Source organism: Streptomyces sp. NPDC127108, assembly GCF_042677545.1.
GTDB lineage: Bacteria > Actinomycetota > Actinomycetes > Streptomycetales > Streptomycetaceae > Streptomyces.
The window spans coordinates 126793-151834 of the sequence record NZ_JBHXTE010000007.1 but is presented as its reverse complement, the minus strand read 5'-3'; the positions used below and the strand labels follow the sequence as shown (position 1 = coordinate 151834).

Genomic DNA, 25042 nt, shown 5'->3' with positions numbered 1-25042 from the left:
GGTCTCCACACGTATGGACACTCACACACTTGAGACAGCCGGCGCGGACCTCGTCTATGACGTTCGTGGGCCGCTGCCCACCACAGACGGGCGCCCGCCGTTGCTCATGATCGGGCAGCCCATGGACGCCTCCGGCTTCGTCGCGCTCGCGGCGCGCTTCCCCGAGCGGACCGTGGTCACCTATGACCCGCGCGGGCTCGGGCGCAGCACCCGGAAGGACGGGCGGGTCGAACACACGCCGCAGATTCAGGCCGACGACGTGCACGCCGTCATCGAGGCGCTCGGGGCCGGGCCGGTCGAGATGTTCGCCAGCAGTGGCGGTGCGGTCACCGCGCTCGCGGTCGTGGCGAGGTATCCCGCAGACGTGACCACTCTGGTCGCGCACGAGCCGCCGCTCATCACCCTCACTCCGGACGGCCCGGCTGCCGTGCGGGCGCGGGCTGCGGTCCGGGAGGCCTACGAGAAGCGGGGATGGGGGGCCGGGATGGCGGCGTTCGTGGCCATGACCTCGTGGGAGGGAGAGTTCACCGAGGCGTACTTCGCACAGCCAGAGGCCGACCCCGCCGCGTTCGGGATGCCCACGGAGGACGACGGCTCGCGTGACGATCCGCTCCTGTCCGACCGGTCATGGGCGGTCAGCAGCTATCGGCCGGACGTGGAAGCTATCGCCGCCGCGCCGACCCGCATCGTGATCGCTGTGGGCGAGGAGTCCGAGAACGTGCAGACCGGACGCACCTCCGTCGCGACCGCGGAGCTGCTCGGGCAGTCGGTCACCGTGTTCCCGAGTCATCACGGCGGGTTCCTCGACGGAGAGTTCGGATATCCGGGGAAGCCGGACGAGTTCGCGCACCGACTGCGCCAGGTCCTCGACGGCGCCTCGTAAGCGAACCGCCGACCCGTATGACCGAAACGACACCTCTCACATGTCATCTGACGCATTGACCCCCCAGCACCGTCGCGGTTGCATGCTTGGGGCCCTCCGGTGGGGGGCCAGGAGCGAGACCACTTCCTGACTGGGGGGAACATGAGGGGAAACACAGACCGGAGCACCAACAGACGCGTGCGGGGTGCGTTAGGCGCGGCGGCCGTGGTGTGTGCGGTCGCCGCGGTGCTGCCCGGAGTCGCGGCGGCCGAGCCCGCGGGCGTCGCGCGTGACAGCGGAGCCGGTGTCGAGCGGCTCAGTGTCGCGGCCGACGGCACTCAGCTCGACGGCGATTCCACCGGTGGTGCGATCACGACCGACGGCCGCCGCGTCGTCTTCTCGTCGTCGGCGAAGAACGCCACGCCCGGCAACACTGCGGGAGGCGAGAGGGTGTACCTGCGTGACGAGCCGTCGGGGCAGCTCAAGCAGGTGGGCAGCTACCCGATCAGCTCTCCGGTGATCAGCGGTGACGGGGAGTACGCCGCCTACTGGGTGCTGTTGTTCAGGGATACCAAGGTCAAGCTGGCCCAGTGGACCGCGGGCAGTTCGATCGGCCTCAACTGCGACGCTCTCAACTGCAGTCAGCCGTCGCTGAGCGGGGACGGCCGTTACGTCGCCAACGTGGCCACCATCGGCCGACCGTCGTCCAGCCAGCGCATCGACGTATGGGACTGGCACGCCAACACCAAGCAGGAACTGGCCTGGTTCGACCACACCGCGCCGTCCCGGCCGTCCATCACCGGTGACGGCCGCTTCGTCGCCTACCAGGACGGCAAGGCCAAGGACGTCTTCGTGTGGGACCGGGACCACGGCTCCACCTCCGACCCGATCGAGGGCCCGGCGAAGGAGGCGACGATCGTCCAGATCAGCGAGGACGGCAGCAAGGTCGTCTACCTCTCGGGCTCCGACACCTACGTCCACGACGTGAGCACGGGCACCGCCCAACGAGTGCCGGACGTCAAGGGCCTGGCCATCGATCCCACCGGCAACCATCTGCTGTACGCCCCGAACGACACGACCGGACCGACGCTCGTCCTGCGCGACCTGCGCGCGGGCACCGACCAGGTCGTCTCGAACCGGCCCGCCTCGGCCGAGGTCGACGCGGTCAGCGCCGGTGGGCGCGACGTGGTCTTCGAGTCCAAGGCCGACGACATCGTGCCCGGTGACACCAACGGCAAGTCGGACGTGTTCGTCCGTCGCTTCTCCTGATCGTCCCTGCTTGCCGCGCTCTGCGGATGCCGCTCCGCTCCCGCACTCACGGGGGAGCGGTGCGGCAGTCTGTTGCGCGAGTTCAGGCCGCGGCGCGGAAGACGTACGCCGTCATCGGGGCGGTGACCGGCCCCGGGCCCAGCCGGGACGTCATCTCGTCGATGACGGTGGCCCGGACGGCTGGTCCGCCGCCGCGCTCTTCGACGGCCGCGCGCACCGGTGTCCCGGTGAGGTACCCGGTGGCGAGGTCGGCGGTCGACGCGGCCCGGCCCTGAAGCGTCAGCTCCTGCTCCTCCTCGACGGCGAACCCGGCGGCCGTCAGGTCGGCGACGACGACAGCGGGGTCGGCGTAGCCGTGCGGAACCGTCGGGAAGAACCGGGGCGGGTCGACCGGAAGGGCCCGCTCCAGCCCCGCCTGCAGCGCGACTTCGAAACCGTGCGTGCCGAGCGGGCCCCAGGTGTTGAACAAGAACCGGCCGCCCGGGGCCAGCACCCGCCGGATCTCGGTGTAGGCCGCGACCCGGTCGGGAAAGAACATCACGCCGAACTGGCAGACCACCAGGTCGAAGTCTGCGTCCGGGAACGGCAGCCGCTGCGCGGCGGCCGTCCGCCACAACGCGCCCGGGACCCGGGACGACCCGAAAGCGACCATGGCCTCGTTGAGGTCGGTGGCCGTCAGCGCGGCCGACGGCGCCGCCGCGAGCAGACGCGACGTCAACACACCCGTACCCGCAGCCAGTTCGAGGATCCGTCGAGGTCGCAGTACCGCCGCCCTCACGGTCAGGTCCTCGGCGAAGGGCCGGAAGACCACCGGCACGAGGTACTGCTCATAGGCGGCCGACATGGACTCGGACCACCGCTGGTCGGCATGGGTTCCCGTCACCCTCTTGACGGTAGTGCCGCCCGGAGATCTCTGCCCCGCCCCGCGCCTTGACAGGTTTGGCTAATGAGATTAGCTTCTGGCTAACAGGGTTAGCCAGAGGTCGAGGGGTGTCATGAGCGAGTACCTGGCAGTCGACGGCGGCACGATCGCCTACGAGGTGGAGGGGTCCGGCCCGCTGGTCGTCCTCGCGCACGGCATCGGCGACAGTCGCGCCGCGTACCGTGCCGTGGTCCCGCGGCTGGTGGCTGCGGGCCATCGGGTCGCCTCGGTCGATCTGCGTGGCTGCGGCGAGTCCAGCGTCGACTGGCCGGCCTGGAGCCGCACCGCCATCGCCGGTGACCTGCTCGCCGTGATCCGCCACCTCGGTGGCCCGGCCGTGCTCGTCGGCCACTCGATCTCCGGCGGCGCCGCCACCATCGCCGCGGCGCGGGAGCCCTCGCTGATCACCGGGGTCGTCGAGTTGGCGCCGTTCACCCGCAAGCAGTCGATCCGCCTCGGCGACCTGCGGGTGAAGCGATTCCGGCAGGGCATGCTGCGGCTGCTCGGCACGGGCGTGTCCGGCAGCCTGCCGCTCTGGCGTTCGTACCTCGACGTGGCCTACCCCGGCGTGAAGCCGGCCGACTGGGCCGAGCGCCTCGGCCGCATCGAATCCCTCCTGCGGGAGCCGGGCCGGATGAAGGCCATGCAGAGCATGGGCCGCAGTGCCCCGACCGACGCCGGCGCGCAACTCGGCAACGTCCGCTGCCCGGTCCTGGTCGTGATGGGCACGCTCGACCCCGACTGGGCCGACCCGCACGCCGAGGGGTCGGCGATCGTCGATGCCCTGCCGACCGGCCTCGGTCGCCTCGAGATGATCGAGGGCGCCGGGCACTACCCGCATGACCAGTTCCCCGACCAGGTGGTTTCGCTCGTGCTCGGCTTCCTCCGGTCGGACGCCGCTCGTGCCTAGGGCCGGTCTGGACGCGGCGGCGGTGGTCGCGGCCGGTGCCGCCCTCGCCGACGAAGTGGGTCTCGCCGACCTGACGATGGGCCTGCTGGCCGAGCGGGTGGGCGTGCGCACCCCGTCCTTGTACAAGCACGTGGGCGGCCAGAAAGACCTCAACCGGCGCATCGCGGCCCTGGCGTTGAACGAGGCCGCCGACGCTGTCGGCGGCGCGGTCCAGGGGCGCGCGGGCCGTGACGCCCTGGCGGCCGCGGCGGGCGCCTTCCGCGCCTTCATCCTGGAACACCCCGGCCGGTACGCCGCGACGATCGGCGTGGAACCGCACGGACCGGACGATCCGATGGCCACCGCGAGCCAGCGGCTGCTCGACGCGTTCACGGCGGTCCTGCGCGGCTACGAGATCCCGGATGCCGACGTGGACCACGCCCTGCGCATGCTCCGCAGTCTCTGCCACGGCTTCGCCACCTTGCAGGTGGCGAACGGCTTCCAGTGGAGCGCCGACATCGACGAGAGCTTCGAGTGGCTGATCGCCTTCGCCGACCGGGGCCTGCGCGCACTTTGCCGCCCGAGCTAGTGCGAGCCGTCCTCGGCGTCCGTTGAGGGCCCTGTCAGGACGGCTCGGCGGCTCCGCCGGGGCTGCCGTGGTGCCGGTCGGCCAGGGCGGCGATCCCCGCCGTGGCGGCGGTGGCGAGGTCGGTGACCATCGCGTCGTCGACGGGCAGGTTCAGGACGTACAGGGCGGACGCCAGGGAGCCGAGCAGTAGTAGGTGGGCCATCGCGGGGTCGACGGGTCCGGCCAACTCGCCGCGGGCCACGGCCTGTTCGATGATGTCGGCGAAGGCGGCCTGTTCGGTGGCCAGGAAGGTGTCCTTGAACCGGGTGTCCAGTTCGGGGTTGACGGCGAGTTCGCTGATCAGGGCTGGTGCCAGCTCCCGGGCCGCCGGGGCGGCCATGCGCACGTGAAACGTGCGGACCAGCGCCAGCAGGTCCCCGTGCAAGGAGCCGGTGCCGGTCGGCGGGGGCAACTGCTGCTCGTGCATGGTGGCGACGAACGCCATCTCGGCCTTCGAGGCGTAGCGGCGGTAGATCGCCGCCTTGCCCACCCCGGCGCGTGTCGCGACCTGGTCGACGGTCAGGGCCGGGTAGCCGACTTCGCCGATCAGTTCACGCGTGGTCTCCAGGATTTTGTGATCGACGCGACTGTCCCGGGGGCGTCCGCCCCGTTGCCTTCTCGCTTCCATGGACTGCACTATACGGAACGAGAGTATCGAAACTGCGGTATCGGAACGCCGGTTTCGGAATGGCGGTTTCGGATGTCTCTGGCCCGGCTGCGCAGAGACGACCGCGATGAAGCCGCACCGCGCGGCTTCGCGACAGGACGGGAGAACTCGGATGATCAAGTGGGCTGGCTGGATCATCACGTTGTGCGGAACGGCGCATACGCTCGGCGCCCTGACGGTGGAGAAAGCGGGGCGCCACGCCGGGACTTGGTTCAGCGGCGGGCTGTGGAACGAGGACCTCTCCGACATGAGCCCGGCGGGCAGCGCGTACTGGCTGAGCCTGGACAGCTTCGGCATACCGCTCGCCCTCATCGGACTGACGGTGCTGTGGCTGGACCGCCGCGGCATCACCCCGCCGACGTTCATCGCCTGGACGCTGGGGGCCTGGACGCTCGTCGACGCCGTCATCCTCCCGTTCACGCCCTGGCCGCTCTTCGTGGTCGCGTGCGTCCTGCTGCTGATGGGAGCCCGCAGCGCCCGCCGCGAGAACGCTATGACTCGCCAGTGATCCTGGCCGAGCCGACCGTCGCCGCGACGATCTCCCTGGCGGCGGTCCGGGTCGACGAGTTGGAGTTCAGGTTGGTCAGCGATGCCCGGTCGAGCGCGTGGACGACGAACTCGTAGGTGTTCACCGTCGAGGGCGAGCACGGTCCCTGGTAGCCGTAGAGGCTCGCGCTGCCGCGGTAGTAGACCTGCCTGGCTCCCGCCGGGGTCGAGGGCCGGTATTCATGGTCGACGTTCTGGGGGAGCGAGGTCGTGGCCGCCGGGATGTCGTAGATGACCCAGTGGATGAGGCTGGCGTTGTCGAGATCGCGCATGACGATCGCATAGCTCTTGGCGGCGGTCGGAGCACCCGACCAGGCCAAGGGCGGGGATTCGTTCCTCTTGGCGGGGTCGCTTCCTCCGCCGCTGGTGCACTCGTGGACCTTGGGGATGACGCCGCCGTCGGCGAACGCGGTGCTGGACAGGGCGAACGCGCCCCGGGCCGCCGACGGGGCCGACTGGCTCGCCGAAGCGGTGGTGGGCGAGAGGCCGACGGCCCCGGTGACGAGCAGAGCGCAAAGCGCGATTCTTGCACTTCTCACTGGACGCTCCCGAGGATGCTTGTGGTCGCTTAGGTGTCCGTGGCGCGAGAGTGGTACTTGTGGGGCGGAACCAACGTATGCGTCTCGGGTTCTGACGTCATGTCACTCATCGATCTGATCGCTGTACTTTTCGCGCTTTCGGCTTTCGCGTGTGCGCTCCGAGACGGGGAAGTCGGTACGGATGGGACAGGGCAGGACGCCCCGTTCGCGGACCGTGTGTTCGGATGCGTTCTCCTCAGCTCTTCACGGCCTCCGCGATCTGCTGGGCGGCCTGGGCGGGCGTGAGATGCGTGGTGTCGACGACCTCGGCCTCGGCGTGCAGCCATGTGCGGGCCGCCTCGGCGTAGGGCTCGAGGTGTTGGAGACGGAACGGGGAGTCGGGGCCGAGAACGGTGTCGCCCGCGATGCGCCCGCGGAGGGTGTCCTGGTCGGCATGGAGGACGAAGTGCCGTACGGGGATGGCGTGTTGGGCGAGGCCGGAGCTGATCTCGCGCCAATACTCCTCGACCAGGACGGTCATGGGCATCACCAGGGTGCCGCCGGTGTAGTCGAGTACGTGGCGGGCGGTCTCGACGACGAGCGGTCGCCACGGCGGCCAGTGCTGGAAGTTGCCCGTCCATGGCAGTCCCGGTGTGATGTCCATGAGTGTCTCGCCGACTTTCTCGGCGTCGAACACCCGTGAATCCGGGATCAGTTGCTGCAGGAGCGCGCTGGTCGTCGTCTTGCCTGCGCCGTGGGTGCCGTTGAGCCATACGATCATGGGCTTGACGCTAGCGTCAACGGGCCGCGGGAGCGGACAGAGCGGAAGACCCGGTAGGGCTTCAGCCCGGCGCGGAGGCCCGCGCCCCGGCGGGTGGGCGGCTTCGCTGTGTACGCGCCGGGGCGGACCGGGTCAGGCGTCGGCCCGTCGGGTGGTGGTCTCCCGGGCGACGAGGCGATGGCTGAGCACGGTCGTCGCCGGGACGTCCGTGGCGCCGGGGCCCCCGGTGTGTGCCGCGCCGGCGCGCCCGGCGGTGTCGATGATGTGCCGGGCGGCCAGGGAACCCATCTCGTACAGCGGCAGGCTCACCGTGGTCAGGCCGACGAACTCCGCGACTCGCAGGTCGTCCATGCCCGCCACGGAGATCTCCCTCGGTACGTCGATGCCTGCCTGGCGCAGGGCGCTCAGCGCGCCGACGGCGACCTCGTCGTTGGCCGCGAGGATGGCGTCGGGGAGGGGGCGGCGGGCGATGATCCGCAGGGCGGCGGCGTGCCCGGCTTGGTGGTTGAAGCCGCCGGGGTGGCAGTGCGCGCCCTCGGTGAGGCCTGCCTCGGCCATACGGGACAGGAAGCCCTCGCGGCGGTGCTCGCTGACCGTCATGCCGGGTGGCCCCTCGATGAACGCGATGTGCCGGTGCCCGAGCGAGACGAGGTGGTCGGTGATGTCGTGGGCCACGGCGCGGTTGTCGACGACGACGGACGGACAGCCCAGGTCGCGTACGGCCAGGGAGACCGCCTGCAGGCCCTCCTCCTGGGCGCGGCGCACGGCCTCGGCCAGGTTCTGCGCCTGCGGGTCGTCGACGTGTCCGCTGCCGGCGAAGACGACGCCCGCGGCGCGGTAGTCCCGCATGGCCCGCAGGCGGCTGATCTCCGTGGCGGTGCGCCGGTCGACGTTGGACAGCATCGTCACGTAACCGGCGCGGGTCGCCATGTCGTCCACGCCGCGGGCGATGACGGAGAAGTACGGGTTGTCGATGTCGCTCACCAGGACGCCCACGAGGCGGCTGTGCGGCGAGACCATGGCGCGGGCGAGGGCGCTGGGCGAGTACTCCAGGCGCTCGGCGGCCGCCATGACCTTGGCGCGGGTCTTGGCCGAGATGGGATGGTCGGCCCCGCTGAGCACGCGCGACGCCGTGGAGACGGCCACGCCCGCCGCTCGGGCGACTTCCACCAGTGAGCTCACACACCACCGTCCAGGGTTCGTGGAGGCGTTCGGGAAACGTTTGCCCTCCAGGGGTCCCAACATGACACAGAGGGTGGGGTGTTGGCAACGCGGTGACCCAACTCCAGCTGGGAGTCTGTGTGTTGCCCCTTGACGAATCGGAGTACGGGGTGTCTAGCATCCCAGGGCAAGGCATACGTTTGCCTAACCGATGACCTCGGGAAACCGAGCCGGAACAAAGGGGGATGGCCATGCGCACCTGGACCCGGCCCACGGCCTGGGCCGCCTGGACGCGTACGAAGCGAGTCACCGCCACCGCGGTCTTATGCCTCGCGACCGCGGCGGCGACCGCCTGCGGCAGCGGCACGGGCACCGAGACCCGGGCGGACGGGACGCTGTCGTTCACCGTGGCGGTCGTCGAGCCGGACATCACGACCGTGCCGTTCCTGGCGGCCGTGGACTCCCTCCGGCGCCAGGGGCACGACATCGACGTCGTGGAACTCGCCGCACCCGAACTGGCCATCGAGGGGCTCGCCCTCGGCGACTACGCGATCTCGGCGGAGGCGACGGGACCGGCGCTGAGCGCCATCGAGCAGAACGCGCCCATCAGGATCATCGCCGATGTCGTCGGCAACCAGTGGGCGCTCTACGGCCGCCCCGGCGTCACGTCCTGCGACGACCTCGACAAGCGCCCCTTCGGGATCTTCAGCGCGGGAGCGGTCGCGACCGCCATGGCCAAGGACTGGGTGCGCACGCACTGCGGCGCGGACCGGCGCCCGCGCTATCTGACGCTCGGCGGCTCGGACGTCCGCGCGCAGGCCCTCGCCTCGGGGGAGATCGACGCGACGCCGCTGGAGGTCGCCGACGCCGTCGCCCTGGAGTCCTCCACGGATCCTGGCGCCGCCGGCCTCACCAAGCTCGCCGACTTCGCCCGGACCCTGCCGGACCTGCACCCGCAGACCGTCTACGCCAACGCGGACTTCCTCGCCGACCACCGCGAGGTGTCCCAGGCGTTCGTCACGGCCCTGGTGCGCGAGCACGCCCGGATCAACGCCCGGCCCGGGCACCTGGCACGTCTGGTGCACCGCTACCTGCCCCAAGAGGACGAGGCCGACGTGGCCCGCGTCGCCAAGCGCTACCGCGCGGCGCGGCTGTTCGACGCGGCGGCCCTCACCCCGCGGAACGTGCAGGGAACCATCGACTTCTTCGCCCGCGCCGGTGTGATCGGACGCGGCATGTCCGCACGCGACGCGGCCGACCTCAGCTTCCTCAGGGCCGCGTCATGACCGCCGCGACCACGCCCACGGAGGCGACCCCCCGCACGCGGCGCGGACGCGTCAGCACACAGGCCGGTCCCCGCACCGCGCGGCGGCCGGGACCGCTGCGACGGTTCCTCGACCGGAAACCGACCTACCAACTCCTGACGTTCGCGCTCTTCGCCACGGCCTGGGAGCTCTACGCCCGCGCCCGGGGCGGCCTGCTGCTGCCCGGCTTCGCCGAGACGCTCCGGGCCACCCTCGAACTGCTCGGCGACGCGGAGCTGTGGCGCGCCCTGTACGTGAGCAACCAGGCCCTGGTGCTCGGCTTCGCCATCGCTGTCGTCGTCGGTGTCCCGGTCGGTACCGCGCTCGGCCGGTTCCGGCTCCTGGAGCGGTACGCGGACGTCTATCTGAACATCCTGCTCGTGACCCCGGTGGCCGCGGTCATCCCGCTCCTGGTGATGTCGTTCGGCGTCGGCCTCGCCTCCCGGGTCGCGCTCGTCGCGGCCTTCTCGGTCGTCATGGTGATCGTGAACAGCCGGGCGGGCGTACGGCAGGTGGACCCGGCGCTGATCGAGATGGCGCGCTCGTTCGGCGCCGGGGAACGCTGGATCTGGCGGTGGGTCCTGCTGCCCGGTGCCCTGCCCGCGATCATGACGGGCCTGCGCCTCGGCCTCGGCCGCGCCGTCACCGGCATGGTCCTGGTCGAACTGCTCATGGTCTCCGACGGGTTGGGCGGACTGATCCTCACCTACCGCGGCCTGCTGAAGGCACCGCCGCTCTACGGCACCATCGCGATCATCCTCGCCGAGGCGCTGCTCCTGGTGACCGCCGCGCACTGGGCCGAACGCAGGCTGACCCGCTGGTCCCGCACCCCGAAGTCCCCTCCGCATCCGGCAAGGAGCACCCGATGATCACCATCGACAGCTTGAGCAAGAGCTTCACCGCGCGGGACGGCACCCGTGTGCGGGCACTGAGCGAGGTGAGCCTCGACGTGGCCGAGAACGAGTTCCTGACCGTCCTCGGCCCCAGCGGCTGCGGCAAGACCACCCTGCTCAGGGCCGTCGCCGGGCTCGTGCCCTGGGACGAGGGCGACATCCTCGTCGACGGCGCGCCGGTGCGCGGGCCCGGACCCGACCGGAGCATGGTCTTCCAGAACTTCGCGCTGCTGCCGTGGGCGAACGTCCTGGACAACGTCGCCTTCGGCCTGCGCATGCGCGGCGTCGGCCGGGCCGAGCGCACCGAACGCGCCCGCGCGCTGCTCGCCACGGTGGGGCTCGCGGACTGCGCGGCCAAGCTGCCCGGCGAGTTGTCCGGCGGCATGCAGCAGCGCGTCGGGATCGCCCGCGCTCTGGCCGTACGCCCCCGCGTGCTCCTCATGGACGAGCCCTTCGGGGCGGTGGACGAACAGACGCGGCGGCTCCTGCAGGAGGAACTGCTGTCCCTGTGGGAGGAGCAGCGACTGACCGTCGTGTTCATCACCCACAGCATGGAGGAGGCCGTCCTCCTCGGTGACCGCGTCGCGTTGATGAGCGCCCGCCCGGGACGGATCGCCGAGATCGTGCCGGTGAAGCTGCCCCGGCCCCGTGCGCGCGACGTCGGAGGCGTGGCGCGCTCCGGCGAGTACGGCGAGCTGACGGGCTACCTGTGGGAGCGGCTGCGCGCGATGCACGCCGAGCACCGGCCGGAGAGGGCGGCCTCATGAACGCCCGGTTGTCGTCCTTACGGCGTGTGCCCGCGGCGGCGGTCAGCCTCGCGGTCGGTGCCGTGGTCTGGGAAGTCGCCGCGCGGATGGCGGAGGCGTCGTCGCTGCCGCCCTTGAGCCGGGTGCTTGCCCGGCTCGTGGAACTGTCCCGCGAGGGCCTGATCTTCAGCAGCCTGGCCGACAGTCTGCTCAGTCTCGCCCTGGGCCTGGCCGTCTCCCTCACCGCCGGGCTCGCGGTCGGCACCGCCATGGGCTGCTCACGTCGTGTCGAGGCGGCGCTCGGCGGCTATGTCCACGCGCTGCTGGCCGCCCCTTCCCTGGTCTTCGCGCCGGTGTTCTTCTCGCTCCTCGGGGCGGGGCGCGCCTCGGTCGTGGCGGTGGTGGTGATGTACGCCGTCTTCATCGTCATCGTCACCACGGAATCGGCCGTGCGGTCCGTGCCCGTGCACCTGGTGGAGATGGCGCGGTCGTACGGCGCGAGCGAACGCCAGGTGCTGCTGCGCGTGGCGCTGCCCGCCGCCGCGCCCATGATCATGGCCGGGGTGCGGCTCGGTGTCGGCCGCGCCGTCACCGGCATGATCAACGGCGAGATGTTCATCGCCGTGGTCGGCCTCGGCCACCTCGTCACCGAGGCGGGCGGCCGCTTCGACAGCGCGAGTGTGCTGGCCGTGCTCCTGGTCGTCGTCGCCGTCGCCCTGGGAGCCCTGGCCCTGGTCCAGGCCGTCGACCGCAAGATCACCCACTGGGTTCCGCAGACCGCGAGGAGCGAGCGATGAAACTCGACGCCTACAGCCACATCCTGCCCCGGCGCTACTTCGCGCGCATGCGCGAGCTGGCTGTCGACACCGCCGCCCTCAAACGCTGGTTGGAGCTCGACGCGCTGCACGACCTCGACGCGCGCCTGCGGATGATGGACGAGTTCGGCGACGGCTACCAGCAGGTCCTCACGCTGTCCTCACCGCCGATCGAACGGCTCGCCGCCCCGCACGAGTCCCCGGCGCTCGCGCGCCTCGCCAACGAGTCGCTGCACGAGCTGACCGAACGGCACCCCGACCGCTTCCCGGCCTTCGTCGCCTCCCTGCCGCTCAACAACCCGGACGCGGCACTCGCCGAACTCGCCCACGCCCTCGACGACCTCGGCGCCCGGGGAGTGCAGCTCTTCACCAACGTCGACGGCAAGCCACTGGACGCCCCCGAATTCCGGGACATCTTCGCCGAGATGGCCCGGCGGGACCTGCCCATCTGGCTGCACCCCGCCCGCGGCGCCGCCTTCGCCGACTACGCCACCGAGGACACCTCCCGGTACGAGATCTGGTGGGCGCTCGGCTGGCCGTACGAGACCAGTGCCGCCATGGCCCGGCTCGTCTTCTCCGGCCTGCTCGAACAACACCCGACCATCAAGATCATCACCCATCATCTGGGCGCCATGATCCCCTTCCTCGAAGGGCGGATCGGACTCGGCTGGAGCGACCAGCTCGGCAGCCGCACCGGGGGCGAAAACCTCGCGCACCTGCGCGAAACGGCGCTGCCGCACCGGCCGTTGGAGTACTTCCGACGCTTCTACGCCGACACGGCCCTGTCGGGCTCCGCCAGCGGCATCCGGTGCGGCCTGGACTTCTTCGGCGCCGACCACGTCCTGTTCGGCACGGACTGCCCCTTCGACCCCGAAGGCGGCCCCGGCTTCATCCGCGAGACGATCCGCGTCCTGGACGCGCTCGACCTCACGGACGCCGACCGCGCACGGATCTACCACGGCAACATCCTGCGCCTGATGAGGCTGCCGACAGCAGCCGTACTGCCCGGGTAGGACCGGGGCCGGGAGAACGGCCGTCTCCCGGCCCCTCGTCCGTCAGCCGGACGGCGTGGCCGACACCTCGGGCGAGAGGGCGGACTCGCGGCCGTCCTCGTCGAGGCTCGCCACCGCGTAGTAGTACTTCGTGCCGCCCGTCAGATCACGGTCCACGTACTCCGTACCGGATGTGACCTCGTGCCTGAACTCGGCGTTCTCCTTGGTGATGCCGGGCTCGGTGGAGCGGTACACGCGATAGCCCGTCACCGGAGCCTCATCGCTGCCGTACGGGACGGCGGACCACGCGAGCCGGACGCTGCCCGCGCCCGGCACGACGTCGTGGAACTCCGTGGCGCGGGGCGGCTGCGGCTCCTTGTACGTCGGCTTGACCGACCCGGAGGCGGGCGAGGCGACGGAGTGCTTGGACGTGGCGACGACCGCGTAGTGGTAGTCGCGCTCGCTCCCGTCCTCGGTCACCGTGGCGGTGTACTCGGTCTTCGTCGTCGTGGCCACGCGGTTGTTCGGGTCGGTGACGTCGACCGGGGACGCCTTGGAGCGGTACACGGTGTAGGAGGAGACCGGTACGTGCGGGCTCTGCCACCACGACAGCGTGAGCCGTTTGCCCACCAGGGTGGCGCTGCTGACGGTGGGCGCCTTGGGCGCGGTGGTGGAGGTGACGGTCTTGGTGCCCGCGACGGTATTCGATGCCCCGGACTCGTTGCCGACGGCGTCGACTCCCTTCACTTCGTACGAGTACGTGAGGCCTGCCTCGCCCTTCGTGTCACGGAAGGTGAGCGATGTGGTCGTACCGATCTTCGTGCGGTGGGCGTTGGGGCTCTCGGCGCGGTACACCACGTACTTCACCGCGTCCGAGTCGCCGCTGCGCCACGTCAGCGTCACACCGCGCTCGTCCTCGCGGACGCGGGTGAGGTCCCGCGGGGCGAACGGCGCGACGGTGTCCCGGGTGCCGCGTTGGGGCTCGGTGTAGGGCGAGACGTGGCCGGCGCCGTCCAGGGCGCGGACCTTGTAGGCGTACTCGACGTCGGGGTCGGCATCGCGATCGACGTACGCACCCGTGCTCACGGTGGCGAGCAGCGCGTAAGGACCGACCTCGTCCGGTCCGGTCCCCTCGGCCTCGGCGCGGTACACCTCGTAGGCGGTGGCCGCGGAGAGCGTGCTCCAGGACAGCGAGACCGCCTCACGCCCGGATTCGGCGCGGAAGCCCTCGGGGGCGTCGTAGAGCGGGTTGTCGGGCTGGTCAGGGTCGTCGCCGACACGGGCGGCGGAGCCGGCGGCCGAGGCGGGCGTGGCGGCGTGGGCCGCACCGCTTAACCCGAGCGCGAGGACGACGACGGCGGCCGCGGAGGCGATGGCTGCGGGTCTGAGACGGTGGTGCTGGGACACGGCTGGCATTTCCTTTCCGGTGGAACTACGGACAGGCGTACGTGAGTACGGGATGCAGTCGTGGGGGGAGTTGATCGTGCTGTGGGGGCAAGCGACTGTAACCGTGCACGACCGGGGCGTGGGAGGCGGCGCGCGCGATGCCGACCCGGGGGCTTTGGGGTGCCCCCGGGTCGGCATGGTCGCTGAACTCTTCGTCCTCTCGGCGCAGTTGCTCGGGCCAGGACGACGCTACTTGCGCTTGCTCGACCGCATGCTCCAGAGCGTCACTGCGATGCCGACGATTGCCAAGAGGAAAAGGATCTTCATGATGTACGAGTGCCCTTGAACCCATCCCGCGAACCATCGACCCGGACACCACGAGAAGTCGGCCCGCCGTACGGCATGCGCGCCTACAGGCATGGACGGGTGGAGCGGAAGCCTGCCGCCCCGAGCAGCGGGGACCCGGAGGACGTACGCCTCGCGGCTGCGCGCCCTGCTCGGCGACAAGTCCTGGCGCCGGGACAGGGACGCTCCTCCCTCCCGTGACCCACGTAGTCCTCGCGCCACACGGCCCCCACATCATTCGGAGACATCCCATGCCCCCGCCCCTCACTGCCTCCTCCGGCCGCTCCTCCGGCGGTGAATCCGGGCGAACCGCCGCCCACCGCTTCACCGTTCTCGGGCCCCTTCGCCTGCACGACGGGTCGGCCGAGGTGTCAGTCGGGGCGCCCCAGTCACAGGCGGTGCTCGCGGTCCTGCTGCTGCGGGCACGTACCTCCGTGTCCGCCCGGGATCTGATCGCCGCAGTCTGGGGCGACGAGGTCCCGATCGGCGCGCTGGGGTCGTTGCGCACCCACGTCTTCACCCTGCGCCGACTCCTCGAGCCCGGCCGGGCGCCCCGCGCCGCCGCCCGCACCCTGCTGACGACCGACGACGGCTACACCTTGCGCGTCGCCCCGGAGGACGTCGACCTGACGGTCTTCGAGCTCCGTACGGCCGAGGCGCAGCGGGCCCGGGCCGCCGGCCGGGCCGAACGGGCACGGTCGCTGCTCGTCTCCGCGCTCGACCTGTGGCGCGGCAGGCCGCTCGCCGGTGTGCCCGGCCCGTACGCCGAGGCCCAGCGCACCCGCATCGAGGAGCTGCGCCTGTCGGCGGTCGAGGCCCGCTGGGAGGCCGAGATCGCGCTCGGTGGGTACGACAACGCGCTCGGTCCGCTGCGCGTGCTGGCCGCCGAACACCCGTGGCGCGAGCGGTTCCACGAGCTCCTGATGACAGCGCTGCACCACGCCGGACGGCAGGCCGAGGCACTCGACGTGCACGCGCGCGTCCGCCGTGCGCTCGCCGATGAGCTGGGCATCCGCCCCGGCCCCGGACTGGACCGGCTCCAGCAGAAGATCCTCACCGCGGGGCAGGGTAGGCAGGCGGGGGACGAGGCGGATCTCCGCACTCCGGACCGGTCCTACGGGTCGGCCCAACTCCCGCAGGACACCGCCGACTTCACGGGCCGGAGCGACGAGGTCGACCGGCTGTGCGCCGCACTGGGGAAGGGCCGGATCGTCGCCGTCAGCTCCATCAGCGGGATGGGCGGCATCGGCAAGACCGCCCTGGCCGTCCACGTGGCCCAGCGGATGCGCCACCGCTTCCCGGACGGTCAGCTCTACGCGGACCTGAGAGGAACCGACCCCCGGCCCGCGGAACCCATGGAGGTCCTCGGCCGCTTCCTGTGCGTCCTCGGCGTACGGGCCGGGCACCTCCCGAGGCTGCCCGAGGAGCGGGCCGCCCTCTACCGCTCCCTGCTCGCCACCCGGCAGGTGCTCGTCGTCCTCGACAACGCCCACGACCCGGCCCAGGTGCGCGACCTGCTGCCCGGCGCGCCCGGCAGCGCGGTGCTGCTCACCAGCCGCTCCCGGCTCGTCGGCCTGACCGGGGCCACCCTCGTGGACCTGCGGCCCATGGCACGGGCGGAGGCCCGGGAGCTGCTGACCCGGATCATCGGCGAACAGAGCGTCGCCGCCGAACCGGAGGCCGCCGCCGAGGTGCTCGACGCCTGCGGCCATCTGCCGCTCGCCATCCGCATCGTGGCATCGCGCCTCGCCGCCCGGCCGGACCACACGCTCGCGGAGACCGCCGCGCTCCTTGCCGACGAGCGGCGCCGCCTCAGCGCGTTCAGGGCGGAGGACACCGCGTTGGAGACGACCTTCCGGCTCGGCATGGAACTCCTCGACGCCGAGCACGTCCGCGCCTTCCGTCTCCTTGCCCTGCCCCGGATGCCCGAACTGAGCGTGCCCGTCGCCGCGGCGCTGCTCGCCCGACCGGAGCGGGAGGCGGAGGAGCTGTGCGAGTCCCTGGTCGACCTGAGCCTCCTGGAGTCGGTCGCCCCCGGCCGCTACCGCTATCACGACCTGCTCCGGCTCTTCGCCCGTCAGACCGCGTTCGCCGAAGTGCCGGACCACGAGCGAACCGCCGCCCTCACCCGCCTGCTCGAGTTCTGCCTCGCCACCGCCCTCGGCGCCCACCGGGCCTCGCTGCCCGACGACGTGTTCCCCGGGCACGCGGCGCCGCTGCGCTCCGAGGGCCTTGACTTCACCGGCCCGCAGGAGGCCGCCGCCTGGCTGCTCGACGAGCAGACGTCACTCCTGGGGCTGATCGAGCAGGCGGCGGCGGATCCCTCCCTGTCGCTGACCGTCTGCGCGGACCTGCTCCTCGCCGCGGACCCGCTCGGCCGCCTCGGCGCGCAGCCCTACGGCATCGAACGCGCCGCCCGCACCCTGGCCGAGGCCGCGCGCGCCGCCGGCCACCGCACCGCGGAAGCACGCGCCCTGTACATGCTCGGCAGCTCCGTGCAGCACCGCTTCGCCATGCGACTCGGCGCCCCCTCCCTGGACCGGGCCATCGAGCTGTGCCGGGAGGCCGGGGACCGGACGCTGCTCGCCCACGTCCTGATCACACGCGGCGGAGGCGCCCTTGCCCTGCGCGACTTCACCGCCGCGCACGCCATGCTGGCCGAGGCGCTGACCCACGGCAGGGCCCTGGCCAGCCGCAGCATCGAGGCGTACGCGCTCGGCTTCCTCGGCCTGGCCCTGCTGGCCACCGGCCGGGCCGAGGAGGGCCTTGCGCACTGCCGCGAGGCCGTCGCCGTCACCCGGGCGACCGGGGACGTCGCGGGTCAGGCCAACGCGCTGCACAACCTCGGCCAGGTGTGCCTGCGGACGGGGCGGACGCCCGAGGCCTTCGACAGCCTGCACGAGAGCCTGCGCCGGTGGCGTGAGACGGGATCCCGCTTCCGCGAGGGCCTCCTGCTCGGCGCGATCGCCCAGGCCCACAACCTCTCGGGAGAGCCCGCGGAGGCCGTCGCACACGCCTCGCGGGCACGGGACATCGCCGAGGCACGCGGCGACGCGGGTATTCTCGCCCGCGCCCTCGCCCAGCTCGGCCACGCCCACCGGGCCCAGGGCGACACCGACAGGGCCCGGGAGCACTACCACCGCGCGCAGAGCGTCTTCCGCGAACTCGGCCTGCCCGACGCGGACGACATCGCGCGGCACCTTCGGGAGCTGTGCCCGAACAGCCCACAATCGTGACGGCTTCCGACGGAACCTTCTTGCCCGGCCAGGTATCTCCTCACCTGGAGATTCCGTGTCCGACGAGAGGAGCTGTTCCGAATGATGCGCCGAGTCCAGGTGCTGTTGTTGTCCGCCCTGCTGCTGGTGGCGGGCTCGGTGATGTCGAGTGCGCCTGCCTCCGCCGTCATCGGTGGGTCGAAGAGCACCTACGGTCCGTGGGCGGTGCGCATGCTCGTCGACGGCAAACCGGCGTGCACCGGAACGGCCGTCACGACCCGGTGGATCCTCACCGCCTCGCACTGCTTCTACGAGCAGGCGCGGCCGGTCGCCGACAAGAGGATCTCGTTCCGGGTGGGCGACCTCGACGTGCGGAAGGGCACCACGGTCCGCCCGGTGCCCGGCAAGCGCGTGGGAAGCGCGCACGCCGACATGATGCTCATCAAGGTGTCCCGCATGAACGTCAAGACGGCGCGCCTGGCCACGGACCCGGTTCGCGTCGGTCAGACCGTACGGCAGTACGGGTGGGGTGCGACCTGCACCGAAGACGAGAACGCCTGCCAGTCCCGCGTACTCAAGCAGTCGACCCTGCGGGTCGTGTCGCCGGACACTCCCCGGTGCAAGGGCTACGTCACGAAGGGCGGCCCGGACTTCTGCATGAAGAAGGTGTCCGGGATTCCCGCGGGCGGCGATTCCGGTGGCCCGGTGATGAGCGTCGGCCCGCGCGGCACCGAGACTCTCGTCGGCGTCTTCAACGGCTCCGACCGGGAGAAGGTCGCCCAGGCGGGGAAGATCTCCAAGCAACTCTCCTGGATCCGTTCCGTCACCCGGCGATAACCCGGGAGCGAAACCGGACCGGCCGACCGTGAGCGGCCGGGCCCGGCGTGCACGGGGCGTTACCGGGTCGGCTTGTGGTCCTCGGCGTAGCGGGCCAGTCCCTCCGCCATGCCCCGCATGAACCTCTGGAGGTAGCGCGGCATGATCCAGCCCATGAGCCGGCCCGTCTCGTACTCGCCGTGCCAGTGGATGACCGTGCCGCTCGCTGTCGGCGTCAGCTCGATGCGTGCGTGAAGGTTGTGGATCGGCGTGTTGAACGCGTCCTCGTACGCCAGGAGGCGCGGCTCGACCTTCTCGGTGATCCGCTCCCCGGTCACGGTGCGTCCCGTCCGGAAGGCCCGGACGGCGCCGACGCCGTCGTCGCCGAAGGGGTCGAGGTCGACCGACCGTGCCGTATCCAGGCTGTCCACCTTGGACCACAACGGCCAGGTTCTGGCGTCGACCAGCAGCTTCCAGACGGTTTCCGGTGAGGCGCTGGTCGTCACGGTGACGTCGTACGTGTGCATGGGGGAGAGGCTCCTGTGAATGAGGGCGGGCGGCGTTTCGGAGGGTCTTGGGGCGGTCGGCCTCGGGGTGGTGCGGTCAGTCTTGCCAGGGACCTCGCGACGCGGCACGCAATCTTGCGGTTTCCGCAAGTCGGGCGGCGCCGGCCAGGGCGGAGCGAACTGACCGGCGCCGCCCGGGTGTTGGCTCACGCGACGCGCGCGGCTTCGGCGAGCTGAGCCTGGTTGTTGCGCCGCACCTTCTCAAGGACGCTCCGGTTCCCCGCGATCAGGTCTTTCTGGTAGCGCGATTCCACCGCGAACCACACACCGACCAGGTTGGTCTTCTTCTTGCAGGTGATGTCGGCGTTCGCCGTCTTGATCTGCTGTGCGGTGACACGGTCGGTGAAGCGAGGGTCGCCCGGCGGGTCGAGCGGAGTGGCGTAGTCGTAACCCTTCGCTTTCATGCACCGCGCCCACTGCGTGAACACCGCGCGTACGCGGGAGTCGCGTTGTGAGCGTGTGAAGCTTTCCGCGGAGAGCCGCTGTGCTGCCGCCGTCTCGCTGTCGGAGAGCGGCGGGGTGCCGGACGACAGGCCGCGCGCCGCCTCACCCGCGCAGCCCTTCTCGGGGATGGGCTTGCCCTTCCAGGAGCGCTGTCCCTTTCCCAGGAGTACGGAAGTCTCCGCGGGGTCGTCGCTCGTGGGAGCTGGTTTCGCGGCCGGCGTCCTCCCGCGTGGTGGCGGCTTCGGTTGATAGCCGTGCTTCGCGGCCGCTTTCGCGTCGGTCGTTCCGTAGCGCCGCTCATTGCCGTCCGGTGGTTCGGGCTGAGGCGGCGGGTCCGGCATGCGGAACTCGAAGCCGAAGCGGTGCATGCACCGGGCGACCAAGGTGCCCTGAGCCGTGGCGAGTCGGTCGAGCTCGTCCGGGGACAGCAGATACGCGTCGAGGGGAAGCTTCAGGGAAGCGGCTGCCAGTGCGGTCGGCGTCGACTTCACCTCGGGCTCGGCCCCTGCGCCGGAGGCGGATCCGGCTCCGGAACCGCTGGTACAGCCGGTCGCCGCCGACAAGGTGATCAGGAGCAGTGCCGCGGCGACTCGCTTCGCGGTGAGCTGCATGGGGTCTCCGTTCGGTGAAAACCGGTTCTCCGCCCGGAACGCGGGCGGAGAACCGGAGCGGCTTCAGCGGAGCAGCCCCTTGGCCGGGGCCCTGCCTGCCGGACCCGTTGAGAAGTAGTGCGATTCGAGGTTGCCGATGTACGGCTGCACGAACGTCCCGAACGCGCCGGGAGCCGCGTACCCGCGAGTCCCGGTGAAGTTGGGTCCGGTGAATGCCTGGACGTACATGGTCTTGTTCTCGTTGTCGCCGGAGAACGCGTTGTTGGCGACGGTCTGGCCCTTGCCGAGGCCGTTGGTGAGGAACTTCTCGTTGCCGTAGTTGGTGTCCGCGCCGCTGTAGTCGTACAGCGACCCGTTGAGGTTCACGGCGTAGTACAGGCACCATTCGCCGAACTGGCACACGCCGTCGCCGCCCGCCGCGTCGGCCGGAGCGGAAAGGCCGATGACGGCTGCGGCGGAGGCGGCGGCGGTCGCCACCGCGGCCTTCACTGACTTGGCGATCCTCATTCCATTTCCCTCTCTCCCGGAATTCTTCTGCCGGTCGTTCACGGGCCTTTTGGCAAGGCCCTTGGCCGCGCCTTTCCTCGGGGAAAATTCGGAAGACACAGGGAAGGTTATGACGGAGAATTCATACTGTCTTGAGTAATCAATACTCAAGTCCGCCACGGGTGTTGGCCGATGAGCACCGCGAGTGCGGCGCGCCCGGGGATGCCGAGCCTGGCGTAGACGCGGCCCAGATGGTTGTCGACGGTCCGCACCGACAGCGAAAGACGCTCGGCTATGGCCCTGCTGGGCAGCCCGGACGCCGCCAGGAGCGCGACCTCGCGTTCCCTCCGGGAGAGCGCGGGCACGCCCAGGCCCCGCTGCGCCACGAGCAAGGGCGTGCTGGCGCCTTCGCACCGGTCGAGCAGCACGGTCATCCGGGTCCGCGCCGCCACCGCCGCCGCCTGGTTTCCCGCCGCCAGGTGGGCGCGTACGGCCGCGGCCGCCGTCTCGGCGGCGTGCAGCGCGAGGCCGCGGTCGTCGAGCGCGGCGGCCGTCGCGTCGAGCGCCGAGCCGTCCAGGGTGACAAGCGCGTCCGCCGCCCTGGTGAGGGCCGGGACCAGCGGTCCGTGCACGGTCTCGGCGAGGTCGGCGAGCCGGGGCGTCGCGGAGGACGGTGCGCCCAGGCGGGCGACGTCGTACAGCGCGATGGCCTCGGCGGCGTACTGCTTGGTGTCGTCGGCCAGATCGGCCGCCCAGCGGGCCTGCCGGGCGGCGCGCTCCAGGTTGCCCCCGGCCGCGATGACCCAAGCACGGTCCAGCTCGATCCACGGGTCGAGCAGCCGACGGACCTCCCCCTGCGGTCCGTCCGCGCGCAGCGCGTCGGCGCGCCGCATCCACCGCCCCGCCCCGGCGGCGTCACCGGCGAGGGCCGCGGCTCCGCCCAGATCGGCGAGCAGCCAGCGGGCGAGGTGGTCGGCACCGCGCCCGTGGAGCGCGGCCACGGCTTCCCGCAGCACCGCCTGGGCTGTGGCCACCTGCCCCTGGGTCTTGGCGATCGCGCCCCGGCATCCGGCCCAGCCGATGGCCACCTCCCGGATGCCCTGGTCGACGGCGCCGGTGTAACCCGCTTCCGCCAGGCTCCTCGCCTCGTGTAATCGTCCGGCGAGCACCAGGCCGAGACAGTGCGTCCAGCCGAGCACGGCCTCCTCCCACAGCACGGAGGCGGCGTGTCCGGAGCCCGCCGTGCGGTCGGCGGCCCGGTCCCACAGCCACACCCCCTCCCGGCACACCAGCGCACCGTCTTCGTACGCCTCGACCAGCAGGTCCCTCAGCACCCGCGGCCTGCCCGCCGCCGTCCGGGCGATCGCCAGCCGGGTCACCCCCTCCACCTGGGGACCCAGAGAACGCTTCAGGAGTTCGTCCATCGCCGACCGTGCCAGCGGCCGGACGAGTATCCGGCGGGCCAGCGCGTCCTTCCAGAGCGCGGTCACCCCATCCGGCGCGGGCTCTCCCGCCCGTACCGTCGCCACCACGGACACGAGGCCGCGTACGGCGAGTTGGTGGATCACCCATGCCGACTGCTCGTCCAGCAGATGGGCGTCGTCGACCCCCATGACGAGCGGCGGCCGGTGCCGTGCGGCACGCCGCACCGCGTGGTGCAGCACGGCCATCGGATCAGTGCCCGGCGGCTCGTCGCCCGCGACCAGCGGCAGCAGGGCGCCGAACGGGATGGCCGCGCACGTGCGGGTGGCCGCCAGCCATCCGGTGCCCCGGCCCGCCCGCCGGGCCCGCGTCAGGACCGCTCGCGCGAGCCGGGTCCTGCCCACGCCTGCCTCGCCCGCCAGTACCACCCCGCCGCCGGTCTTGCCCCCTGAACCGGCGGCCGTGCTCGTGCCGATCGCCGCCCCGATCGCGACCAGCTCCCGTGCCCGGCCGACCAAGGGCCAGTCGGACAACTTCGGACCGTTCCCCGTCACTGCTTCCTCCCCCAAGGGCGCGACGAAGGCGCCCCCACACAGACAACATGTAGGGATTCGGACCGGGAGGGGGACCGGATTGGAACGGGAGAGCGAACCGCTGGATCCGTCGTATGCGGCAGATCTGCTGGATCCGGTGTGGAAGACCGGAGTCGGCTCAGGCGATGAGCAGACGCAGGCCCAGATCTGCCGCGTCGAGGTCGGCGAGGTCGCCGTTGCGTTCGGCCCAGCGGCCGGATTCGAGGTCGGCGGCGAGGTCGCGCACCGCTCGCTGCTCGGGCTCGGGACCGACCCTCGTCCACACCGACATCGCACGGCGCACGTGGTCTTCCAGGTACGCCTCCGGGCGGCGCCAGTACGCCTCGAACAGGCCGTCGGCGCAGTCCCACGGGATGGGCACCGGCTCGGCGCGGCCGCCGATCGCGTCGGCCATCCCGGCGAGCGAGGGGAAGTCCGCGAGGACGTCGACGAACTCGGGCAGGTAGTCGCGGGTGAGCCAGAACCGGTCCTGCCAGCGGGGCTCGTCGGTGTCGAAGGTGAGCACCACCACGCGGCGGGCCACGCGCCGCATCTCGCGCAGCCCCGCCATCGGGTCCCCCCAGTGGTGCACGGTGGAGACGGCCATGGCGACGTCGAAGGACCGGTCCTCGAACGGCAGGTTCTCCGCGGCGGCGGTCACGCACGGCGCCGAGCCGACGGGCCGTTGCCCGCGCATGACCGCCGACGGCTCCACCGCGGTCACCTCGCGGTCGGTGGGTTCGTAGGAGCCGGTGCCGGCCCCGACGTTCAGGACCGTCTGCGCGTCGCCGAGCGCGTCCCAGATCCGCGCGGCGATCCGCGGTTCGGTACGCCGCGTCGCGGTGTAGGCGCCTCCGATCGCGTCGTACAACCGCGCACCGAGTATTTCCAGTTGTTCCTCCGGCGTCACCTTCAGTCCCTTCGCCCGTGCGTCGAGTTCCTTGTCGATGGCCGTCACCATGGCGTCGGCGCGATCGCGCCGCTCAAGGAGCAGGCCGCGCAGCCGGCGCAGGTGGGCGACCGCGTCGGTGGACGGGTCGTCGACCAGTTCCGCGATCTCCCGCAGCCCGAAGCCGAGGCGTCGGTACGCGAGGACCTCCCGCAGCCGCTCCACGTCGCCCGCCGAGTAGGCCCGGTACCCGGCGGCGGTCCGCGCCGACGGCTGGACGAGCTTGATCTCGTCGTAGTGATGCAGCGTGCGGACGCTCACGTCGGCCAGCTCGGCCACATGTCCTACAGTCCAGTGATCTTCTTCCACGGCCCCGACTATGCGGCCTCACGCCACGTGAGGGTCAAGAGCCGCGGTGCGCGGGTGCGGGACCGCCCGACCGGGCCGGTCAGCCGTCGCCAACTCGGCGCGCCACCCGCTCCAGTCGGCGCCGATGGTCCTCCCACCACGCCACATCACCCGGCGGCAGGTCGTCCTTGCCCTGCAGCCGTCCGGCGGAGCCGTCGATGAGCTCGCGCACGATGTCCGCGTGCCCTGCGTGCCGGTGGGTCTCCGCGATCATCCGGACGGTCACGTGGTGCAGGGTCACCTCCCGCCGTTCCTCGGGCCACCACGGGACGTGTCCGACCGTGTCAAGGGCGAGCGTCCCGATCGTGGTGTCGGAGTGCTCCCAGGCCTGGCGGTACAGGCCCACGATCTGTGCACGGGACTCATCCGCGGTGGCCCACATGTCCGCGTTGGGTTCGGCGTTCTCCGTGTACCACCAGGGCGGACGCTCCTTGTCGAAGTACGGCCGCCCGAACGTGTCGCCGAAGTAGCCCAGTTCCACCGAGGCGACATGTTTGACCAGACCCAGCAGGTTGGTTCCGGTCGGTGTGAGAGGGCGGCGGACGTCGTACTCGGAGAGCCCTTCCAGCTTCCACAACAAGGCTTCGCGGGCGTCCTGGAGGTAGCGGAGAAGGTCTGCCTTGGCGTCTGCGTTCGCGTCTGATCGGACCATGCCGGGCAGTCTTCCACCCGGCACCGACACCCGGCGCTCGGAGCGACGCGGGCAACCAAGGCAACGGCGCCTCGCATCCGCGAAGGCCGCGCAGCCGTCGCCCCGGCTCCCCCTTGAGGTCGAGGCGCTGTTGTGGGAGTCACACCGCGGGGAGCGATTCCCCGCCATGATGAGGGGCGCCTACCGCGCTTTCGCGGGTGCTCAACCGAACTGCCGAGCCAGGATTCCCCTCCGGAC

Annotated in this window: 24 protein-coding genes; 12 read left to right on the top strand and 12 right to left on the bottom strand. The window is 71.4% G+C overall.

Features of this window, described 5'->3' with window-relative positions:
• Positions 1 to 13 precede the first annotated feature (13 nt).
• Both ACFVHO_RS08215 and ACFVHO_RS08210 read left to right on the top strand, forming a co-directional pair.
• Positions 14 to 883 carry an alpha/beta fold hydrolase gene (locus ACFVHO_RS08215; RefSeq protein ID WP_385711435.1) on the top strand — a complete coding sequence of 290 codons (870 nt, stop codon included), beginning with the start codon at positions 14 to 16 and terminating at the stop codon, positions 881 to 883.
• 177 nt (positions 884 to 1060) lie between these two features.
• Positions 1061 to 2131, top strand: coding sequence for a hypothetical protein (locus ACFVHO_RS08210; protein ID WP_385711433.1), 1071 nt, complete (start codon positions 1061 to 1063; stop codon positions 2129 to 2131).
• Between the two features lie 82 nt (positions 2132 to 2213).
• On the opposite strand, the gene ACFVHO_RS08205 is transcribed toward ACFVHO_RS08210, so the two are convergent.
• Positions 2214 to 2975, bottom strand: coding sequence for a class I SAM-dependent methyltransferase (locus tag ACFVHO_RS08205; protein ID WP_385711546.1), 762 nt, complete (start codon positions 2973 to 2975; stop codon positions 2214 to 2216).
• Positions 2976 to 3126: 151 nt separating this feature from the next.
• Here ACFVHO_RS08205 and ACFVHO_RS08200 point away from each other — a divergent pair, with 151 nt between their 5' ends.
• Together ACFVHO_RS08200 and ACFVHO_RS08195 are read left to right on the top strand one after the other, a co-directional pair.
• Positions 3127 to 3963, top strand: coding sequence for an alpha/beta fold hydrolase (locus ACFVHO_RS08200; protein WP_385711431.1), 837 nt, complete (start codon positions 3127 to 3129; stop codon positions 3961 to 3963).
• Positions 3964 to 3985: 22 nt separating this feature from the next.
• A complete protein-coding gene (locus tag ACFVHO_RS08195) occupies positions 3986 to 4531 on the top strand; it encodes a TetR/AcrR family transcriptional regulator (protein ID WP_385711544.1) in 546 nt (181 codons plus the stop codon).
• A 34-nt stretch (positions 4532 to 4565) separates the two neighbouring features.
• Here ACFVHO_RS08195 and ACFVHO_RS08190 read toward each other — a convergent pair whose 3' ends face one another.
• Positions 4566 to 5198, bottom strand: a complete 633-nt coding sequence (locus ACFVHO_RS08190; RefSeq protein WP_385711429.1) for a TetR/AcrR family transcriptional regulator — start codon at positions 5196 to 5198, stop codon at positions 4566 to 4568.
• A gap of 151 nt (positions 5199 to 5349) precedes the next feature.
• Here ACFVHO_RS08190 and ACFVHO_RS08185 point away from each other — a divergent pair, with 151 nt between their 5' ends.
• On the top strand, positions 5350 to 5745 hold the full coding sequence (locus tag ACFVHO_RS08185) for a DUF6463 family protein (RefSeq protein WP_385711427.1): 396 nt from the start codon (positions 5350 to 5352) through the stop codon (positions 5743 to 5745).
• On the opposite strand, the gene ACFVHO_RS08180 is transcribed toward ACFVHO_RS08185, so the two are convergent.
• From ACFVHO_RS08180 to ACFVHO_RS08170, 3 genes are all read right to left on the bottom strand, one after another.
• Positions 5729 to 6322: a YbhB/YbcL family Raf kinase inhibitor-like protein gene (locus ACFVHO_RS08180; RefSeq protein ID WP_385711426.1), complete on the bottom strand. Its 594-nt coding sequence runs from the start codon at positions 6320 to 6322 to the stop codon at positions 5729 to 5731. The two genes, ACFVHO_RS08185 and ACFVHO_RS08180, sit on opposite strands and share 17 nt — an antisense overlap.
• Positions 6323 to 6557: 235 nt before the next feature.
• Positions 6558 to 7082, bottom strand: a complete 525-nt coding sequence (locus tag ACFVHO_RS08175; RefSeq protein WP_385711424.1) for an ATP-binding protein — start codon at positions 7080 to 7082, stop codon at positions 6558 to 6560.
• Positions 7083 to 7214: 132 nt separating this feature from the next.
• The gene (locus tag ACFVHO_RS08170; RefSeq protein WP_385711423.1) at positions 7215 to 8264 is read right to left on the bottom strand and encodes a LacI family DNA-binding transcriptional regulator; all 1050 of its coding nucleotides are present in this window, start codon (positions 8262 to 8264) and stop codon (positions 7215 to 7217) included.
• 230 nt (positions 8265 to 8494) lie between these two features.
• On the opposite strand from ACFVHO_RS08170, the gene ACFVHO_RS08165 reads away from it, so the two are divergent.
• The 5 genes from ACFVHO_RS08165 to ACFVHO_RS08145 are packed head-to-tail and all read left to right on the top strand — an operon-like array spanning position 8495 to position 13014.
• Positions 8495 to 9529: an ABC transporter substrate-binding protein gene (locus tag ACFVHO_RS08165; protein ID WP_385711421.1), complete on the top strand. Its 1035-nt coding sequence runs from the start codon at positions 8495 to 8497 to the stop codon at positions 9527 to 9529.
• Positions 9526 to 10416 carry an ABC transporter permease gene (locus tag ACFVHO_RS08160; protein ID WP_385711419.1) on the top strand — a complete coding sequence of 297 codons (891 nt, stop codon included), beginning with the start codon at positions 9526 to 9528 and terminating at the stop codon, positions 10414 to 10416. The genes ACFVHO_RS08165 and ACFVHO_RS08160 overlap by 4 nt, the downstream gene beginning before the upstream one ends.
• Positions 10413 to 11207: an ABC transporter ATP-binding protein gene (locus ACFVHO_RS08155; RefSeq protein ID WP_385711417.1), complete on the top strand. Its 795-nt coding sequence runs from the start codon at positions 10413 to 10415 to the stop codon at positions 11205 to 11207. Before ACFVHO_RS08160 ends, ACFVHO_RS08155 begins: the two co-directional genes overlap by 4 nt.
• The gene (locus ACFVHO_RS08150) at positions 11204 to 11983 is read left to right on the top strand and encodes an ABC transporter permease (protein ID WP_385711415.1); all 780 of its coding nucleotides are present in this window, start codon (positions 11204 to 11206) and stop codon (positions 11981 to 11983) included. Before ACFVHO_RS08155 ends, ACFVHO_RS08150 begins: the two co-directional genes overlap by 4 nt.
• On the top strand, positions 11980 to 13014 hold the full coding sequence (locus tag ACFVHO_RS08145) for an amidohydrolase family protein (RefSeq protein ID WP_385711413.1): 1035 nt from the start codon (positions 11980 to 11982) through the stop codon (positions 13012 to 13014). Before ACFVHO_RS08150 ends, ACFVHO_RS08145 begins: the two co-directional genes overlap by 4 nt.
• A gap of 42 nt (positions 13015 to 13056) precedes the next feature.
• Here ACFVHO_RS08145 and ACFVHO_RS08140 read toward each other — a convergent pair whose 3' ends face one another.
• Positions 13057 to 14400 (bottom strand): fibronectin type III domain-containing protein, encoded by a 1344-nt coding sequence (locus ACFVHO_RS08140; RefSeq protein ID WP_385711412.1) that lies wholly within the window; start codon positions 14398 to 14400, stop codon positions 13057 to 13059.
• A 575-nt stretch (positions 14401 to 14975) separates the two neighbouring features.
• Here ACFVHO_RS08140 and ACFVHO_RS08135 point away from each other — a divergent pair.
• The gene (locus ACFVHO_RS08135) at positions 14976 to 17960 is read left to right on the top strand and encodes a BTAD domain-containing putative transcriptional regulator (RefSeq protein ID WP_385711411.1); all 2985 of its coding nucleotides are present in this window, start codon (positions 14976 to 14978) and stop codon (positions 17958 to 17960) included.
• An 81-nt stretch (positions 17961 to 18041) separates the two neighbouring features.
• A complete protein-coding gene (locus ACFVHO_RS08130) occupies positions 18042 to 18776 on the top strand; it encodes a S1 family peptidase (protein ID WP_385711409.1) in 735 nt (244 codons plus the stop codon).
• Positions 18777 to 18835: 59 nt separating this feature from the next.
• On the opposite strand, the gene ACFVHO_RS08125 is transcribed toward ACFVHO_RS08130, so the two are convergent.
• From ACFVHO_RS08125 to ACFVHO_RS08100, 6 genes are all read right to left on the bottom strand, one after another.
• The gene (locus tag ACFVHO_RS08125) at positions 18836 to 19282 is read right to left on the bottom strand and encodes an SRPBCC family protein (RefSeq protein WP_385711407.1); all 447 of its coding nucleotides are present in this window, start codon (positions 19280 to 19282) and stop codon (positions 18836 to 18838) included.
• A gap of 185 nt (positions 19283 to 19467) precedes the next feature.
• A complete protein-coding gene (locus tag ACFVHO_RS08120; protein ID WP_385711406.1) occupies positions 19468 to 20376 on the bottom strand; it encodes a hypothetical protein in 909 nt (302 codons plus the stop codon).
• Between the two features lie 63 nt (positions 20377 to 20439).
• On the bottom strand, positions 20440 to 20883 hold the full coding sequence (locus ACFVHO_RS08115) for a peptidase inhibitor family I36 protein (protein WP_385711404.1): 444 nt from the start codon (positions 20881 to 20883) through the stop codon (positions 20440 to 20442).
• A 146-nt stretch (positions 20884 to 21029) separates the two neighbouring features.
• Entirely contained in the window at positions 21030 to 22817 is a 1788-nt protein-coding gene (locus ACFVHO_RS08110; protein WP_385711402.1) for a LuxR C-terminal-related transcriptional regulator, read from the bottom strand.
• Positions 22818 to 22995: 178 nt separating this feature from the next.
• A complete protein-coding gene (locus ACFVHO_RS08105; protein ID WP_385711401.1) occupies positions 22996 to 24114 on the bottom strand; it encodes a MerR family transcriptional regulator in 1119 nt (372 codons plus the stop codon).
• A gap of 79 nt (positions 24115 to 24193) precedes the next feature.
• Entirely contained in the window at positions 24194 to 24805 is a 612-nt protein-coding gene (locus tag ACFVHO_RS08100; protein ID WP_385711399.1) for a DinB family protein, read from the bottom strand.
• Between the last annotated feature and the right edge of the window lie 237 nt (positions 24806 to 25042).